Here is a 16,267-nt window from a genome sequence, read left to right as displayed (position 1 = left end):
CGCACCTGCCGTGCGCGATGGCCGATGCGCCTCCGTCAAGCGGCGGGCGCCCGCAACGGTGCCGGCGGGACGACGGTTTCGATCTTGCCGGTTTTGACGTCGTAGACAAGACCCGACACCACCATGCCATCGGGCAGCGCCTTGTTTGCCTTGAGCGCTGCGACATCGAGCGCGACCGCCTTGTAGGGCTCGGTGATCGCGAGATCATCGAGCGCATCCGTCTCGACATCGAGATGCCGGGCGAGCAATGCGGGCGCATGCCGGTGACAGCCGATGATCCCGCAATCGGTGTGCTGGAGCAGCACGAGATTGCGCGCACCATCCGGGCGTCCCGCCGATGCCGCGACGACGCTCAACACCGCCAGCGTTTCGAGCAACGATTTGTTGATGCGCCCGCCGACGTTCCGGATCACGGCCGCTTCACCTTGCTTCAACCCCAGCACGTTCACGGGATCGACGCGCGGATCGACACAGCCGACGACAACCGTTCCCGTCGACGGGAGCATCTTGAGTTCAGGCGCGAACTCGGTCTCGGCGAACCTGGCGTTGCGCTCCAGCATGACATCATTGAAGTTCATTTCTGCTACTCCTTGATAATGGGCAAATTCGAGCGGTCGAATTGCGCGCATCGTGCGCGCACGACCTCACAAGCCTCGGCTCGAAGCACCGCTTGTAACGCGAGGATGTTCAGCGTCCGGCCGAGGAACGGAATGCAGCCCGGAACGAACGTGAACGAATCGACGAGGATGGCGGTATCGAGCGTGTGGATACGCCGTTCAGGCGAGTACTTCGAGATCCCTGACGGGCTCTTCGCCTGGCGCACGCAGCGAGCGCTCGATGACGTGAGTCTTCGGCGTGCGGTCGATCACCAGCCCGAGCACGTCCGGACGGCTGTAATGGCCACGCGAATCCATCAAGCGTTTGCGCTTGTCGATCTGCCAGAAATCGAGGTCTGCAATGATCTCGCCCTCTCCTTCGCGCAGCGGCGCTCCGCCCATGTATTCACCGTCGGGCGAAACGATTGCAGTGAAACAGCCGCTCGAGATCGGGCCCACCTGGGTGGTATTGGTATCTTTCAGAATCTGCTGCTGTTGTTCGGGAGTCAGCCACGCTGTCGCGTTGACAACGAAGGCGCCCGCCTCCAGCGCATGCTGGCGGATGTTGACCGAGATCTGCTCGGAGAACAGATCGCCAGCGAACGAGCCCGGATACATCGCCGAATGGATTTCCTCGCCATCGGCCATCAGCGCATAGCGCGCTAGCGGGTTGTAGTGCTCCCAGCAGGCGAGCTGACCGACGCGGCCCACGGCGGTATCGATCGCGCGCAAACCTGAACCGTCGCCCATTCCCCAGACCATACGCTCGTGATAGGTCGGCGAGAGCTTGCGGCGGCGTTGCACGAGTGTGCCGTCGGCATCGAACAGCAGTTGCGTGTTGTAGAGCGTGCCGCCATCGCGTTCGTTGACGCCGATCGACACCACCATTTTCGCCTGACGCGCCGCTTCGCCAATTGCACGCGTCGTCTCGGACGGCACGACCACTGCCTGATCGAGAAGCTTGTAATGCTCGGCTCCCATCGCAAACGGAGATTCGACGAACGAGAAGTACGGATAGTACGGAACGACAGTCTCAGGGAAGGTCGCAAACTGGACGCCCTGCTTGCCGAGTTCCAGAATTTTCTTGACGACCTTATCGACGGTGCCTTCCCGGCTGTAGAGAACGGGCGCGATCTGAACGGCTGCGGCCCGGATGATCTTCGACATGATGGTGTTCCTTTCGCTGGTGCGAGACAGATGATGAAGTGCTTGTACGTTATCGCCTCTGCCCTTTACGATCTATGTCGTTGTTGCCACCATTCATGACGTGCGTCGCCCGGGCGTACGAGGGTCGCCGGATCGAGAAGGAATCAGCGAATGTGACCCGTGGAATGACGTGAATTTACGGTTACGTGCGCGAGCCGGACCTCAGGAATAAACATGCATCGGATTGGGTTTATCGTGCCGCAACGATTTCAGATGATGAGTCTTGCGGCCCTAACAGCGTTCGAGATCGCGAACATGCCGCCGGCGGGTCCGTGCTACGACGTCCATGTGCTGTCTGCACATGGCGGTCCTGTCCGTTCTTCGGGCGGCATGACACTGGAAACCGAGGCGTTCGGCGATCCGGCTTTCGATACGGTTATCGTGGGTTCGATCACCGAAATGAAAATGCCGTCCTCCGATGCCGCTGTGATCGCGTTCGTTCAGGAGGCAGCCAAAGCATCGAGACGGATTGCCTCGATCTGCAGCGGTGCATTCGTACTCGCCGAGGCCGGACTGTTGAATGGCCGACGCGCCACCATGCATTGGGCCCATGCGTCTGAATTCAGGGCCCGCTTCCCGGAAGTCATCACGGAAGAAGACCGGATTTTCGTCAATGACGGTCCCATCTGGTCCTCGGCCGGCATGACGGCCGGTATCGATCTCGTTCTGGCGTTGATCGATAACGACCTCGGTCCCGATGCCGCGAAAATGGTCGCGAGGCTTCTGGTCATGAATCAGCGTCGGCTGGGTGGCCAGATGCAACATTCCGCCCTTCTCGACATGACGCCAAAGTCCGATCGGATCGAACTGGTGCTGGCGCATATCCGCCGTAACCTGCGCAATCCGCTGACGGTCGAGGAGCTTGCCGCGGTGGCCAACCTCAGCCCTCGCCAGTTCAGCCGCGCGTTCGTAGCCGAGACCGGTCAGTCGCCCGCCAAGGCCGTGGAGCAGCTACGGCTCGAAGCAGCCCGATTCATGATCGAACAGGGCCGGCACACGATCAACGTCGTGGCGCAGGAAACGGGTTTTGCGGATCGGGAGCGCATGCGCCGCGCGTTTGTCCGAACGTTCGGTGTGCCCGCCGATATGCTGCGCCGGAACGCTCGACGGGAACCCGTTGCTGGCGCCTGAAACGTTCAGACGCCCGCTTCACGATCTCCGACAATCTGGCCCGAAAAAAATACTTGAACCGGGATCTATTCTTTTGGCAGCCGATGCCGATAAGAGCGCTCATAAGCCCCTGCCAGACGAGCCCTCCCAATGCGAATCGACCTTATTGCCAGCCGCCCTGCCCGATTGAAACGTACGCTGATTATGTTGGTCGGCTGTGCCGGCGTACTGGCCAGTCTGTCCATCTGGGGACGAGTGCCCGCCGATGCACTCGCCGACGCCGATAGAGAGGTCGCCCAATTCGGCCCCGCGCTTCCCGGCTCCGCGTGTACGGCCGAAGGAGCGGTTTCAAGGGACGCTAAGGGTACCTTTCTGATGTGCTGGAGGCTGGTGTGGAGCAAGCCATAGCTTCTGCTTCCATAGCGACGCTGCGCTGACGTTACGTGTGGTATTCATCCCGCATGGCATGAGACCGCACGCAACGGACGCATGTCGCCGCGTCATGTTTCGTTGCAAACGCATGCGATTGAAGGTTCAGTTGGGAAGCGCACGCAATGGCATCGCTAGCGTTCTTTTGTCGCCGGAGACGTTGTACGATTGCCCATCAATAACCATAAAGGGAGGCCTCATGGACGCACGCTTGAGGCAGACTTTGGCCGGCGCGTTTCTCGCCACAGGTTGCCTGTTTTCGGCATCATCCCACGCGTACAACGCGGCCGACGATGCCGAGGCCCAGGACCGGGAAGTGAAGGCGGCCTACGATCGCGGCTACAAGGCAGCGAAAGAGGAACTCACGCGCGCAGCGGCGGCAAAGGGCACTGCCGCCACGACGCCACCCGCAACCGAAGTGCGGGCGCAGAAATCAACGATTGAGGCTCCTCGCAAACCTATCCTCGACATCAAGCACGTTTACAGCGACGCAAGCGATATCGAGACCGTGCAAGAGGTGCCCATCACGTCGAAGCCGCTTGGGGAACAGCCAGGCACACCAACTTCCGCATCCAGCGGCACTCGCATCGCGCCAACAAAGCCGGTTGCCCGTCGCTCTCCAGTCGCGACAACCGACGCCTGGACGGATACCGACTCACTGCAGAACCCGCAACCGGTGCAACGCTCGAGCACTCCGCCGAGAAATGCCGGCATCGTGCGGTCTACGGGACGCGTGCAACAACAGAATGCAATGCCGCCCGAAGAGTTCGCTGATGACGAAGGCGACGACGCTGTCATGCCACGGACAGCACAGGTCTACACGACCGGGCCGCAGTACGTGCGACCGCGACCGCAGTACGCGCCGCCGCCCGTAGCGATGCAGCCTCCGCCGCAAGCCTATGGCTACGTGCAGCGGCCAACCAGCGTGGCCGCCCGCCCGTACGCCTACTACGCGCCACCCGCTGCCTGGGCGGGCGAATACCAGCCGGCGCCGGCTGCTGGCCGCTGGTACTGGTCGCCGGAGTATGGACGCTGGCTTTACTACTGACCTGTGACGATCTTCACCTGAAAGGAGAAGATCGCCCGCGGCGCCCGATCGCTACCGCCGCCCGCTTCAGACCGCCAGACAAACCTTGCCGAAATGCTTGCCCGCCGCCTGATGGCGGAACGCGTCGGCAATCTCGTCGAGCGCAAACGTGCTGTCGATCACCGGCTTGATACCGTTCGCGTCGATCGCGCGGATCATGTCGATCTGATGCCTCCGGCTGCCGACAATCAGCCCCTGCAGCTTCTGCTGACGACGCATCAGTTCAGCCGTCGGCACCTGCCCGGCCAGTCCCGTCAACACGCCGATCAACGCAATGTGACCACCGATCCGGCAAGCCCGGATCGACTGTCCCAGCGTGTCCGGACCGCCCACTTCGACCACGTTGTCGACGCCGCGACCGTTCGTGATCTCAAGTACCTTCGCGGCCCAGTCGGTATCGCGCTTGTAGTTGATCAGGTGATCGGCGCCGAGCGCGCTTGCCTTCGCCAGTTTCTCGTCGGATGACGACGTCGCGATCACTGTCGCGCCCATCTGCTTTGCGAACTGCAGCGCGAAGATCGAGACGCCGCCCGTGCCCTGAACGAGCACGGTGTCGCCCGCCTTCAGCGCGTAATCGACGACTAGCGCGCGCCACGCGGTCAGGCCTGCAGTGGTCAACGTCGCAGCCTCCGCGTGGCTGTAGGCGCGCGGTGCGTGCGTGAACCATTGCGCAGGACGCACGACGCTTTCGCGAGCGTAGCCGTCGACGCCATCACCCGGCGTCGTCGAAAAATCGGCGAGCGTCGGGCCGCCGTCGAGCCAGTACGGAAAGAACGTCGATACGACGGCATCGCCGACCGCGAATTCCGTCACGCCGTCGCCGATCGCTTCGACGATGCCCGCGCCGTCCGACATCGGAATGCGACCGTCTTCGGTGTGCATGCGTCCCGTGACGACACCCAGATCATGGAAGTTGAGCGAACTTGCGCGGATGCGCACGCGGATTTCGCCGGGCGCCGGCGCGCCGGGATCGGCGAGTTCCACGCGGACGAGATTGTCCAGTCCGGCGGGCTGGCGCAAGGTAATGGCTTTCATCTAAGCAACTCCTGATAGTCGATTGACGGACTGACGATGCGCGATGCGGCATCGCCGTCGAAAAGGCGGTCGCGCGCGTTGGCCGGCGCGCGAGGTCGCGAAAGCGCCGCGACCACGTCGTGATTGTCCGATCGTACGTCGATTACCGCAAGAAGGTACAATTATGGCCGGTACTATCATTTATGTAGGTATGAACGCCATGCGACCCAAACGCCTGGACAGCAAGAGCGGCTGCGCCGTCGAAGTGACGCTTTCGGTAATCGGCGGTTTGTGGAAGCCGGTGATCCTGTTTCACCTGATGCATGAAAAGAAGCGCTTCATGGAACTCACCCGGCTGCTGCCGAACACGACGCAACGCATGCTGACGCTGCAACTGCGCGAGCTGGAAGCTGACGGCATCGTTGCGCGCCATGTTTATCCTCAGGTTCCGCCGAAGGTCGAATACGAATTGACGCCATTCGGCGAGACGCTTGCGCCGGTGCTGATCAGTCTCAGGGAATGGGGCGAGTCCTATCAGGCGCAGCGGGCGAGCGATGTCGCGCCGGTCGAGGAAGTGTCGAAGACAACGGCGACGCGGCGGCGTCGTGCGAACGCGGCCGGGCAAGCTGCGTGAGTGGGCGTCATGCCGTCGTCAAGGCATTGAGTTGTTCACGTCGCGGCAAGCTTCAAATCTTGTGCCGGATCGAGCGTTCGAGGCGAATCCCATGCCGCTTCATCTTCGCGTAGAGCGCCGGCTTCGACACGGCAAGCAGCTTCGCGCAATTCGTGACGTTGTAGCGGCACGCCTCCAGCGCGTTTTCGATGGCCTGACGCTCCGCTTCCATCAGCGAGACAGGCGCCGCCCGATGCGCGACGTGTACGGCATCGTCTGCTGGTTGCGCGCGTGTCGCGCCACGCAGGAACGACGACACGTCCTCGATGCGTTCGCCGTCATCAAAATTGACGATCTTCTCGACGAGATTTTCCAGTTCGCGCACATTGCCCGGCCAGTCGTAGGCGGCCAGTTGCTTCAATGCGTGCTCGGTCAACGCGGGCGTCGGCTTGTGCATGCGCGTGCAATAGCGTTCGAGAAAAAACGCCGCCAGCACGGGTATGTCCTCGCGCCGCTCGCGCAACGGCGGAATGTCGATCTCGATCACGTTGCAGCGGTAATAGAGATCTTCGCGAAACGTCTTCTCCCGCGCCATCGACGCGAGATCGCGATTACTGGCGCAAACGATCCGCACATCCACCGGAATGCCGCGCGTATCGCCGATGCGCGTGACTTCGCGCTCCTGCAGAACCCGTAGCAGCTTCGCCTGCACGTCGATCGGCAATTCCGATATTTCGTCGAGGAACACCGTGCCGCCGTCGGCGGACTCGAACTTGCCGGGACGGCCATCGCGCGCCGCGCCTGTGAACGCGCCAGGCGCATGGCCGAACAGCTCGCTTTCGATCAGCGCGTGCGGCAAGGCCGCGCAATTGATCGCGATGAACGGCTGGGCGCTACGCGAACTGGCATTGTGAATCGCCTGCGCAAAGACTTCCTTGCCGACACCGCTCTCGCCGGAGAGCAATACATTCGACGAGCCGCGCGCGGCTTTTTTCGCCGCATCGAGCGCGCGCCGCGTGCCCGCGCTGGTTCCGACCACGCTGTCGAACGTGAAGCGCGCGTGATTGCCTGCGTAGCGTCCCGCCATCTTGCGCACGCGGCGCATCTCGCGAAACGTATTGACGACGGACACTACTTCGCCGCAGCGATTCTTGATGGGGATGGCCGTATCGAGCAGATGCAGATGCCGCGCGGGCGAATCGATGATGAGTTCGCGATCCACGTAGCCAACGCCCGTCCGGTAGATCGGCCCAACGATCGGCTCGAAATCGATGACCTCGTTGAGCGTCTTGCCGATGCTCGTCTTCGGATCGATGCCGAGAATGCGCCCTGCCACCGAATTGACGTGCCGCAGCACATGGCCCTGGCCGATCACCATCAGCCCGTCGCCAATATGATCGATGATCGCGCGCTGCTCTTCGACGAGCGTGTCGTAAGCGGCGAGATCGAAGGTGCGTTGCAAAAGAACGTCGAGCGTCGCGCCGAGCAGCGTAATCCAGCTCGCGGACCAGTTGGCGCGCCCGCCGCTGGCATCTTGCGCATGCAGCGCAACAAGAAAGACGCGCCGACCATGCGCTTCGACACGCAACGCGAACGCCTGCCCAAGCGTGGCGGCGCTGCCTTGCAACGGCAGCGTCGCGCAACGCCCATCCGATATTGACGTTGCCGCTTCGGCGAGTGCAGCGAGGCGCGCAGCAGGACAGTGCGCAAAGAACGCATCGAGCGTGTCACGCCTGGCAGCGTCCGGATCCGCGACTTCCTCGATGCCTTCGAGCAGGTGTCCTGCGCGATCCAGCGTGAACACGCAGGCCCGCGCCTCACTCGCGGCGAGCCGGCGCGCGGTGCGCCATTGCTTGCAGGCAAGCGCGCTTTCGAGCGCAGTGGTGTCGGGATCGAGCGCGACAGTGGCCATGTCTACCTGCGAGCGGTCGGGCAACGGCTCCGACTATACCAGTTCAAAATCCCGCTGCCCGGCCCATTCCGACGCGCCAGAGCGCGCGTCAATCCTTCTGCGCAATCGCGGTAAGCGACCCGCCGTTGAGCCGGTACACCGTGACGGGCGCATCGATCCAGTCGCCGTTCGCATCGAACCGCACGGGACCGAGGATGCTCGTGAACGCCTGATCGCGTAACGCCTTGACGAACACCTCGGGCTTCGTCGAGCCCGTCTTCTGCATGGCATCGGCGACGACGAGCGTCGCGGCGTAGAAAGCCGGCGCGTAGGTATCGACATCGGCGTTGAAGGCGCTTCTGAACCTCGCGCGAAAGGCCTTGCCGTCGGGTAGCGTGTCGAGTGGCGCGCCGCCCTGCGCACAGAACATGCGCTTGTCGGCGACGCCTGCCGACAGCTTGTCGAATTCCGGCGAGCAGATGCCGTCGCCGCCGACGATCGTCGCATTGATGCCGAGTTCGCCCATCTGCCGCGCGAGCGTCGCGGCCTGCGCGTAGTAGCCGCCGTAGAACACGACCTGCGGGTTGCGCGATTTGATCTGCGTGAGAATGGCCTTGAAGTCGGTCGTCTTGTCGGTGCTGTACTCGCGCGCGACGATCTCGAGCCCCGCCTTCTTCGCGCTTTCGACGAACACGTCAGCCACGCCCGTGCCGTAAGCGGTACGGTCGTCGATCACGGCGGCCCGCTGCGCGCCGAGCACTTTCGCCGAATAGAGCGCCATGCGGCCGCCCATCACGTTGTCGTTGGTGGCGAGGCGAAACACATACGGAAAACCCAGATGCGTGAGTTGCGGATTCGACGACGCGCCCGTCATCATCACCACGTGCGCCTCGTTGTAGATGCGCGCGGCCGGAATGCTCACGCCCGAGTTGTAATGGCCGATCACGGCCGCCACGCCGCCGTCGACGAGTTTTTGCGCGACGTTCACGCCGACTTTCGGATCGCCCTGATCGTCCATCGAAACCAGCTCGAAGCGAACCGGCTTGCCCGCGACCATGAACGTTTTCGCGTTCAGCTCCTCGACGGCGAGGCGCACGCCCCGCTCGTCGTCCTTGCCGCTTTGCGCCGCGCTGCCCGTGAGCGGGCCCGCGACGCCGATCTTCACCACTTCCTGCGCAGCAGCGCCGCCGGCCAGGCCAAGAACGGCCGCCGCGCATGCGATGAACGCCATCGCCGTCTTCATCGGTTTCATATCGCTTCCCCAGTTGCTGTGAATGGCAAACTTTCCAGAACGTCCCGTACGGGCGACAGCGTGTCGAACTCGAAATCCGGACGCGGCTGCCACGTGCCGAGCGTGTCCGCGCCGCGGTTGATCCAGGCCACGGCCATCCCGAGCGGCTTCGCCCCGTCGATATCCGCCCAGCTGGCGAGCGAACAGTGCAACACGTCGGCTGCATCGAGCGCGAGGCGATCGAGCGCCAGCGCGAAGATCGCCTGCGACGGCTTGTACGCCTGCGCCATCTCCGCCGTCGTCACATGCTCGAAGTAATGCGTGAGCCGCGTGCGACGCCACAGATCGCTATCCATGTTGGTGATCGGCATCAGCGGATAACGCGCCGCCGCCCAGTCGAGAAACGGCTCGGCGTCCGCGTGCGCGGGCGACGCTTCCACCAGATGCGCGAGGAACGTGTCCGTCAGCGTGTCGATCGCATGGCCTTTGCGCGCGCCGGGCCAGCGTGCGTCGAGACACGCCGCCAGCGCCTGCTGCGCGACGTCGCGGTAGCGCGCGTAAGCCTGGCCGCGATAAAGACGCACGTTACGGATGTCCCAGTCCAGATAGACATCGAACGCGCTTTCGCCCGTTTCGACCGACAGGCGGCGCAGCACTTCGGCCATGCCTGCCGTGCCGCCGCGATCGACGTCGACGAGCGTGCCAAAATAATCGAAAGTCAGCGCTTTCGGATTCATCGCGTGCCCTCCTTTCTCGCCGCGAACGCTTTCACGCGCTCCGCTGCATCGGGATGCGAAAACGCGTCGATGGTCGCGGCGCTTTCGAGTTCGAGACTGCGGCCAAGCGCGCCCGACAACTCCGCGTTCACGAGGCGCCTGAGGCGCGCCACCGACGTCGCCGAACGCTGCGAGATGCGCGACGCCAGATCGAGCGCCGTGTCGAGCACGGCGTCGCGCGGGACCACGCGATTGACGAGACCCATCGACAGCAGCGCTTGCGCATTCTGCCGCTCGCCGAGCAGCCAGAGCTCCATCGCGCGCTGGTGGCCGATGGCCTGCGGCAACAGATGCGTGACGCCGCCTGTCACGAACTGCCCCCAATCCATCTCGGGGAAGAAGCACACGAGATCGTCCGACGCCACCACGAGATCGCAATTGAGCATCCACTCGAACCCGCCGCCAACCGCATAGCCGTGCACCGCGCCGACCACCGGCTTCGCGCCGAGCATGAGATCGCGCGTGATCCGCTGAATCCGTTCGATATGGCTGCGGATGCTCGCGTCGCTCGCGCTCTGCTGGCCGAATTCCTGGAGATCGTCGCCCGCGCAGAACGCGCGGCCCGCGCCCGTCAGCACCACCACATGGCAGGCAGGATCGTTATTGCATGCGTGCAAGGCATCGTGCAGATCGTCGAGCAATGCGCCGCCGATGGCATTCATGCGCCCCGGCCGGTTCAGCGTCACGACGGCCACGGGCCCTTCGTTGCGTAAGATCACGTCGCTCATGTGGGTTCCTTGTCGATCCAGCGCGTCTTGCCTTCCGTGCGCGGGAAATGTTCGAACGGCACCATCGTCACCGCCGCGCTCGCGCCAATGCGCTCGCGCACCGCGCTTTCGACGCGTGCCGCGGCATCCGGCCAGCGTTCGGCAGCAAGATCCCTTGCTGCCTCGACTTTCATCACGATACGGTCGTACGGCCCGTCCCCCTTCAGCACGATGCGGAACTGACCCGATGCCCACTGCGGCAGCGCCTCGACGGCAAGCCGCACCGCGCCCGGAAACACATTGACACCGCGCACGTTGAACATGTCGTCGGTGCGGCCCGTCACGCGAAAGCGCCACGCGCTGCGGCCGTCGGGACCCGGATCGGCGCCCGTCACCGTCACCACGTCGCGCGTGCGATAACGCACGAGCGGCTGACACTGCTTGCGCAGATGCGTGCAGACCAGCTCGCCCGTGACGCCCTCTTCGACGGGCAAACGCTGGAGCGTTTCGGGATCGATGATTTCCGCGAACACCACGTCCGCCGCGTGATACAGCAGATCGTTGGTCCAGTCCGTCTGTCCGCCCAGAATGCTCAGCACTTCCGACAAACCGAAATTCGCGTTGCGCACCTTGAAGCCCCACTTGTCCTCCATTGCGGCGCGCAGATCGGGATTGTCGAGACCCGCCTCGCCACCGAAGAGCCCGAGCTTCAATCCGAGTTCGCGCGGTGAAGGTCCGCCCGTTTCGCGCAACACCTGCTCGATGAGCGCGGGATACGACGGCGTGCACGAAATCGCGTTGATGCCGAGATTCAGAATGGAGTCGATCAGAAGCCGTGTACTACCGACGCCGAACGGCACCACGGTCGCGCCCGTCGCTTCGAGGATCGTGTGATCGGTGAAGCCGCCCGTCCACATGCAGTAGTTGAGGCAGTGCACCACGCGGTCATCGGGGCGCAGGCCCGCTGCCCACATCGAACGCGCGCCCACCCGGGCGATATCCTGCGCATCGCGGACGCTGTTGGCGAGGATCAGCGGGCGGCCCGTCGTGCCCGAGGTCCGATGCAAGCGCGCGATGCCGCTTTCCGCGCACGCCACGTAGCTCCCATACGGCGGCGCGCCTTCCTGGCTCACGCGCAACTCGTCCTTCTCCGTGAAGGGCATGTCCTGCAGCGTGTCGAGCGTGATGTCCTCGCGCTCGATCCAGCGCGACAGCTTGCTTCGATAGAACGCCGACATCGCGCGCAAATACGGCCATTGGCGCGCCCACAGCGTGTCCTGATGACGGCGCACCTCGGACAGGGCAAGGGTTTCGAACGCTGCGTCGAAATAGACGCCTTGCGGCGGGGGAGAAACGGCCACGTCCATGTGATTCCTCTTGGTGAGCGGCTCGCGCCGCGAATGAATGGATGGATGAGCGCCCGCTTATCGCGCGCCGCGCTTCGACGCGCGCGCCTCGATGGCGGCACGATCGACGATGGCGCGCGCATGGCTCGCCGTGCCGACCGGTCCGCCCGCGTCGGCCGCCACGATGTCGAACCAGTACAGCGCGCCCTCGACGCCGCGAAACGTCGCGGTGGCCGACACGTCGATGCCGGGCGGCGTAGGCGCAAGATGACTGAGGTGCGTGGTGACGCCAACGGAAAGCTGCCCGTCGCGCAGCGCGTCATGCATGAGCCCGGCACACGCGCGCTCGATCAGCGTGAGCAATGCAGGCGTCGACAGCACGTCGGGATACCGCTCCCCAGCCGCGTGCGCATGCGCCGACGCGAGATCGGCGGCAGCGACAGTGTGGGTGAGCGTGGCGGCTTGGCCTGGTTCGATCATGGGCAGCTCCGGTTGTATGGTGCGGCTCATATGCAAGGGCTGCGCCAGTGTGAGCGGAGCCTTGTGTGGCGGCACTTTGCGGGATTTGCGAGGTGAGCGCGCAGGCGCACCGTAAAGTTTCTTTACGTTGCGAATCGAAACGGTCGTCGCGCTGCTTAACGGTCCGCGGTGAGATCAGTATGGAACGTATCGTGCGCGTGACGAGCGCGTTTTCCGGGCTCGGCATCGCCGCGATGCAGGCCGTACGTGCGGACCCGAAGCGCGAATGGCGCGACGACATGGTTCGGGCCGCGATGGATGCGCTCGGTCATGAGCGATGACTATGTTGATCGTCGGGATGGTGGCTGGATTTCTCGCAGGCGTGCTGGTGATGTACATGCTTGCGCTGTTCAAGGTGAACAGGGGTAGATGGCCGTACATTCGAAACGACAGCTCGCACAAGCCGGATTGCGTCGTGAACATCGGTGCAAACGGCAGTACGATAGACAATCGACCGATGAAATCGAGGAGGCACCATGAACGCGGTATGCCCGCTACACGGGCCGACCACCATCATCCGCACGAACGCATACGGCTTTCCCGTGTACGCGTGCTGCTGCAACGACGTGCCGTACGCAACGCCGCCGGACGCCTGCACAAGGGCTCCGACGCAACGCGGAAAAGACCCGCAGCAGAAGCCCGAACAACCGAAGACGAAACGAGAATGACGGGCGCCGCTGCGTCTATTAATGCGGCGCTTTCCCAGCGAGCCACAGCGCGAGATTGATCGCATATCGATGCGCGTCCTGCAGCGCCGCTTGCTCCGTCTGCATCCCGTTGCCTGGCGGCTCGTCCACGAAGCTTGGACAACCGAGCCGCGCGTCCCAGTTGTAGTCGGCAAAATGATGGAACGTGCTTTGCGCGACAGCGGGCCCGCCGTCGCTGGACGGTTCAAAGGCAACGGCAAGATTGAAGCTCGTTCCTGTGATCTTGCTGTTGCCTCGTGCGATCACGCGGGCTGATGCATCGTCGGGCGCATTAACGGCGCCCTCGTGCGGGTGAGCCGGCAGGTAGCGAATGACGCCCGTCGGCGAGTCGGCATTCTTCAGCACGGGATGTGTCGCACCCACAACCGCAACTTCCTGAAAGTCTCCATTCGCGCCCGAATGAAAATTGGGCCATGAAATATGCGTGGAGAACGGATCGTCGCATACGCATCGCGACTGGTCGGGATCGACATTGCGGGTATGAAAGTGATGTGCCTTGCCCACTTTGCCCAGGCTGCACAGCGAACAGCCCACATCCATGTGATCTCTCGTCACCATCAGACCGCGGCCTGCCTGACGGAATCGCGTAATGCCTGCGCAGTCTTCGGGCGTCAGGCCGTCTCCGTTATCGACGGCAAATAGCCACAACTCGTCGAACGCGGTTTCATCCAGACGCGAAAGTACCGGGTCCGGCTCTCCGGGTTGCTCGCGGTCTCTCGCGACCACGTCGAATACGGCGCGCCCCTCAGCATCGCGATGGTCGCGCAGCAGTTCGGCAAGGCGGCTGAACCGCGCGATCGACCAGTCGTCGGCGACGGGGGGAATGGTCGTTTGTAGCAGGATCTTGATGGTATCCATGATGGTCACGCAGCACGCTGCGCTCGTTTGAGCATGCCGTCATGCTAGACGGATTCGAATGGGGACAGTAGACATGCGGACAGATACACGGTGTTGCCCCGTGGACACCTATCGCCGACCTGCCCGCGCTCCGCCCCCTTCTGCACAAATTTTATGATGCTGCTAGATTGTCGCCAGCAGAACTCTCGAGCGAGACTTCCATGGTTGACAGACCCGGTTCACAAGCTTCCGCTGCCCGCTCACTGGCCTTGATTTCGATCATCGTCGCCGTCGTGGCCATTGCGTTTGCGTATACGGCAGGCTGGCTCACGCCAGGCCGGCTGACACCACCAAAGATCGTCAACGCGCTCGCGCCGCCGGGCGGTCCTGCGTTGGGTTTCCGGCGCAATCACGCGAAGGGCATCTGCTTCACGGGCACATTCGAATCGAATGGAGCAGCCGCTGCATTGTCGAAGGCGCCGATGTTCGCGCAGGGTTCGTCCCGCGTGACGGGACGCTTCAATCTCGCCACGCCGGACCCCAACGCGCCGGACCCGACCGTTCGGGTTCGCGGCCTGAGCATGCGTGTGGTCGCGCCGGATGGAACCGAATGGCGCTCGGCGATGATCGACGCGCCCTTCTTCCCCGTCGCGACACCGCAAGCGTTCTACGCGTTGCTCGAAGCATCGGCGAAAAAGGACGATCCCGATGCGATGAAGCAGTTCATCGCCGCGCACCCTGAGTTCGCCGCGTTCGGTGCGTGGGCGACGACGGCGCCATGGACGGGATCGTTCGCGCAGGATCAATACAACAGTCTCAACAGCTTCGTGTTCACGAATGCCCAGGGACAGGACCAGGTCGTGCGCTGGTCGTTCGTGCCGGCCGCGAAGCCGGAGGCCGTGTCGCCCGACGTCCTCAAGCAACGCCCCGCGAACTTCCTCGAAACCGACATCACGCAACGCGTGCAGAGCGCGCCGCAACGTTGGACGATGATCGTCACCGTCGCCAATCCGGGCGACCCGACGGCCGACCCGAGCAAGGCCTGGCCGGACGACCGCCGCAAGGTGGAAGCGGGCACGCTGGTGGTCAGCGCGATCGAGCCCGAACCCGACGGCCCGTGCCGCGACCTCAATTTCGATCCGACCGTCCTGCCGGCGGGCATGCATGTTTCCGACGATCCGTTCCCAGCTGCGCGCTCGGCTGCCTATTCCGTTTCGTTCAATCGCCGGACTGCCGAAGACAAGTACTATCCGCACACGCCTGCCGAAGGAGCGAAGCCATGACACCGACTCTCCAGCGCTTTACACCGTTGCAGCGCGCGCTGCACTGGATCATGGCGATCTGCATTCTGGCGATGCTGTTCATCGGCGTCGGCATGGTGTCGACCATTCGGCCTGACTATCTGACGCTGGTCTCGGTTCACAAGCCGCTTGGCATTGTGATCCTCGTGCTCGCGCTGATCCGTCTGGTGGTGCGACTCACGCGCGGCGCGCCGCGACTTCCGCCGGACATGCCCGAGCCGATGAAGCTCGCCGCTCATCTGTCGCACCTCGCGTTCTATGCGTTGATGATTGCGTTGCCGCTGATTGGTTGGGGGATGTTGTCGGCAGCGGAGTATCCCGTGATCGTGGCCGGCGTCCAGTTGCCGTGGATACTGCCGCATAGCAACGAACTGCACACGCTGCTATGGAACGCGCACCGGTTTCTCGCGTTGTGCTTCTTTGCGTTGATCCTTGTGCATTTCGCGGCCGCGTTGTTTCATGCGCTGGTCAGACGCGATGGCGTGTTTCAGGCGATGGCGCCCTGGCGCTGAGTGGTCGGGCTCGATGTCTCTGATCTTTTGCGGTCCGGCATGCCGCCCGCCAGCGTGCAGGCCGGCACGTCCCGCGTGACGACTGCGATCACTGCCTCGTGGATCGTCGTTGCTTTTGGCTTCGCCGGTGTTTGCGATTTTGCGTCGAGGGGGTGGCGTTGCTGGTTGGTGTTTTGGCCTTTGCGCTGGCATCCGCGTTTTGTCTTCGTGCTTCATGCGGTGCCCTCTGTGCGGGACGGTACCTGCTTTGTCTGCGACGGCTGGTTGGTTTGCTCGTTTTTTCGCTGGCATCCGCGTTTTGCCTTCGCGCTCCAAGCGTCGCCCCTGTGCGGGGCGGCACCTACTTTTCTTTGCCGCCGCAAAGAAAAGTAGGCAAAAGAAAGCG

General features: G+C 63.4%; 17 protein-coding genes. 7 read left to right on the top strand and 10 right to left on the bottom strand.

Translation table 11 applies throughout. The features are described 5' to 3' along the window. Positions 1-35 precede the first annotated feature (35 nt). Together SB822_RS17450 and SB822_RS17445 are read right to left on the bottom strand one after the other, a co-directional pair. Positions 36-578, bottom strand: coding sequence for a carbonic anhydrase (locus tag SB822_RS17450; RefSeq protein WP_009769766.1), 543 nt, complete (start codon positions 576-578; stop codon positions 36-38). Between the two features lie 198 nt (positions 579-776). Then, positions 777-1,763, bottom strand: coding sequence for a nitrilase-related carbon-nitrogen hydrolase (locus tag SB822_RS17445; protein WP_007746926.1), 987 nt, complete (start codon positions 1,761-1,763; stop codon positions 777-779). A gap of 213 nt (positions 1,764-1,976) precedes the next feature. Between SB822_RS17445 and SB822_RS17440 the strand changes: the two genes are divergently transcribed. Next, the gene (locus SB822_RS17440; protein WP_410855220.1) at positions 1,977-2,933 is read left to right on the top strand and encodes a GlxA family transcriptional regulator; all 957 of its coding nucleotides are present in this window, start codon (positions 1,977-1,979) and stop codon (positions 2,931-2,933) included. Between the two features lie 607 nt (positions 2,934-3,540). Beyond that, the gene (locus tag SB822_RS17435; RefSeq protein ID WP_410855219.1) at positions 3,541-4,389 is read left to right on the top strand and encodes a hypothetical protein; all 849 of its coding nucleotides are present in this window, start codon (positions 3,541-3,543) and stop codon (positions 4,387-4,389) included. A gap of 66 nt (positions 4,390-4,455) precedes the next feature. On the opposite strand, the gene SB822_RS17430 is transcribed toward SB822_RS17435, so the two are convergent. Further along, positions 4,456-5,463, bottom strand: coding sequence for a zinc-dependent alcohol dehydrogenase family protein (locus SB822_RS17430; RefSeq protein WP_079488690.1), 1,008 nt, complete (start codon positions 5,461-5,463; stop codon positions 4,456-4,458). Between the two features lie 199 nt (positions 5,464-5,662). Here SB822_RS17430 and SB822_RS17425 point away from each other — a divergent pair, with 199 nt between their 5' ends. Continuing rightward, positions 5,663-6,076: a winged helix-turn-helix transcriptional regulator gene (locus SB822_RS17425; RefSeq protein ID WP_009769762.1), complete on the top strand. Its 414-nt coding sequence runs from the start codon at positions 5,663-5,665 to the stop codon at positions 6,074-6,076. 52 nt (positions 6,077-6,128) lie between these two features. Here the strand turns inward: SB822_RS17425 and SB822_RS17420 are convergent, their stop codons facing one another. The 6 genes from SB822_RS17420 to SB822_RS17395 all read right to left on the bottom strand — a co-directional run bounded on the left by SB822_RS17420 (position 6,129) and on the right by SB822_RS17395 (position 12,486). Beyond that, entirely contained in the window at positions 6,129-7,967 is a 1,839-nt protein-coding gene (locus SB822_RS17420) for a sigma-54 interaction domain-containing protein (protein WP_410855218.1), read from the bottom strand. An 88-nt stretch (positions 7,968-8,055) separates the two neighbouring features. Then, the gene (locus SB822_RS17415; protein ID WP_009769760.1) at positions 8,056-9,198 is read right to left on the bottom strand and encodes a branched-chain amino acid ABC transporter substrate-binding protein; all 1,143 of its coding nucleotides are present in this window, start codon (positions 9,196-9,198) and stop codon (positions 8,056-8,058) included. Beyond that, positions 9,195-9,914: an HAD family hydrolase gene (locus tag SB822_RS17410; RefSeq protein WP_410855217.1), complete on the bottom strand. Its 720-nt coding sequence runs from the start codon at positions 9,912-9,914 to the stop codon at positions 9,195-9,197. The genes SB822_RS17415 and SB822_RS17410 overlap by 4 nt, the downstream gene beginning before the upstream one ends. Next, positions 9,911-10,681, bottom strand: coding sequence for an enoyl-CoA hydratase/isomerase family protein (locus SB822_RS17405; protein ID WP_410855216.1), 771 nt, complete (start codon positions 10,679-10,681; stop codon positions 9,911-9,913). Before SB822_RS17405 ends, SB822_RS17410 begins: the two co-directional genes overlap by 4 nt. Continuing rightward, the gene (locus tag SB822_RS17400) at positions 10,678-12,027 is read right to left on the bottom strand and encodes a phenylacetate--CoA ligase family protein (protein ID WP_410855215.1); all 1,350 of its coding nucleotides are present in this window, start codon (positions 12,025-12,027) and stop codon (positions 10,678-10,680) included. Before SB822_RS17400 ends, SB822_RS17405 begins: the two co-directional genes overlap by 4 nt. A 57-nt stretch (positions 12,028-12,084) precedes the next feature. After that, a complete protein-coding gene (locus SB822_RS17395; protein ID WP_009769756.1) occupies positions 12,085-12,486 on the bottom strand; it encodes a thioesterase family protein in 402 nt (133 codons plus the stop codon). A 179-nt stretch (positions 12,487-12,665) separates the two neighbouring features. Here SB822_RS17395 and SB822_RS17390 point away from each other — a divergent pair, with 179 nt between their 5' ends. Both SB822_RS17390 and SB822_RS17385 read left to right on the top strand, forming a co-directional pair. Beyond that, entirely contained in the window at positions 12,666-12,806 is a 141-nt protein-coding gene (locus SB822_RS17390) for a hypothetical protein (protein WP_007746946.1), read from the top strand. 195 nt (positions 12,807-13,001) lie between these two features. After that, positions 13,002-13,193 (top strand): hypothetical protein, encoded by a 192-nt coding sequence (locus SB822_RS17385; RefSeq protein ID WP_007746948.1) that lies wholly within the window; start codon positions 13,002-13,004, stop codon positions 13,191-13,193. Between the two features lie 18 nt (positions 13,194-13,211). Here the strand turns inward: SB822_RS17385 and SB822_RS17380 are convergent, their stop codons facing one another. Next, positions 13,212-14,090, bottom strand: coding sequence for a hypothetical protein (locus SB822_RS17380; RefSeq protein ID WP_410855214.1), 879 nt, complete (start codon positions 14,088-14,090; stop codon positions 13,212-13,214). 200 nt (positions 14,091-14,290) lie between these two features. On the opposite strand from SB822_RS17380, the gene SB822_RS17375 reads away from it, so the two are divergent. Further along, positions 14,291-15,352, top strand: coding sequence for a catalase family peroxidase (locus SB822_RS17375; RefSeq protein ID WP_410855213.1), 1,062 nt, complete (start codon positions 14,291-14,293; stop codon positions 15,350-15,352). After that, positions 15,349-15,882, top strand: a complete 534-nt coding sequence (locus SB822_RS17370) for a cytochrome b (RefSeq protein WP_009769753.1) — start codon at positions 15,349-15,351, stop codon at positions 15,880-15,882. The genes SB822_RS17375 and SB822_RS17370 overlap by 4 nt, the downstream gene beginning before the upstream one ends. Positions 15,883-16,267 lie beyond the last annotated feature (385 nt).

The organism is Paraburkholderia sp. SIMBA_054 (genome assembly GCF_046534875.1).
Lineage (GTDB): Bacteria > Pseudomonadota > Gammaproteobacteria > Burkholderiales > Burkholderiaceae > Paraburkholderia > Paraburkholderia hospita.
The sequence above is the reverse complement of the archived record's forward strand: the minus strand, read 5'-3'. Positions and strand labels throughout refer to the sequence as shown.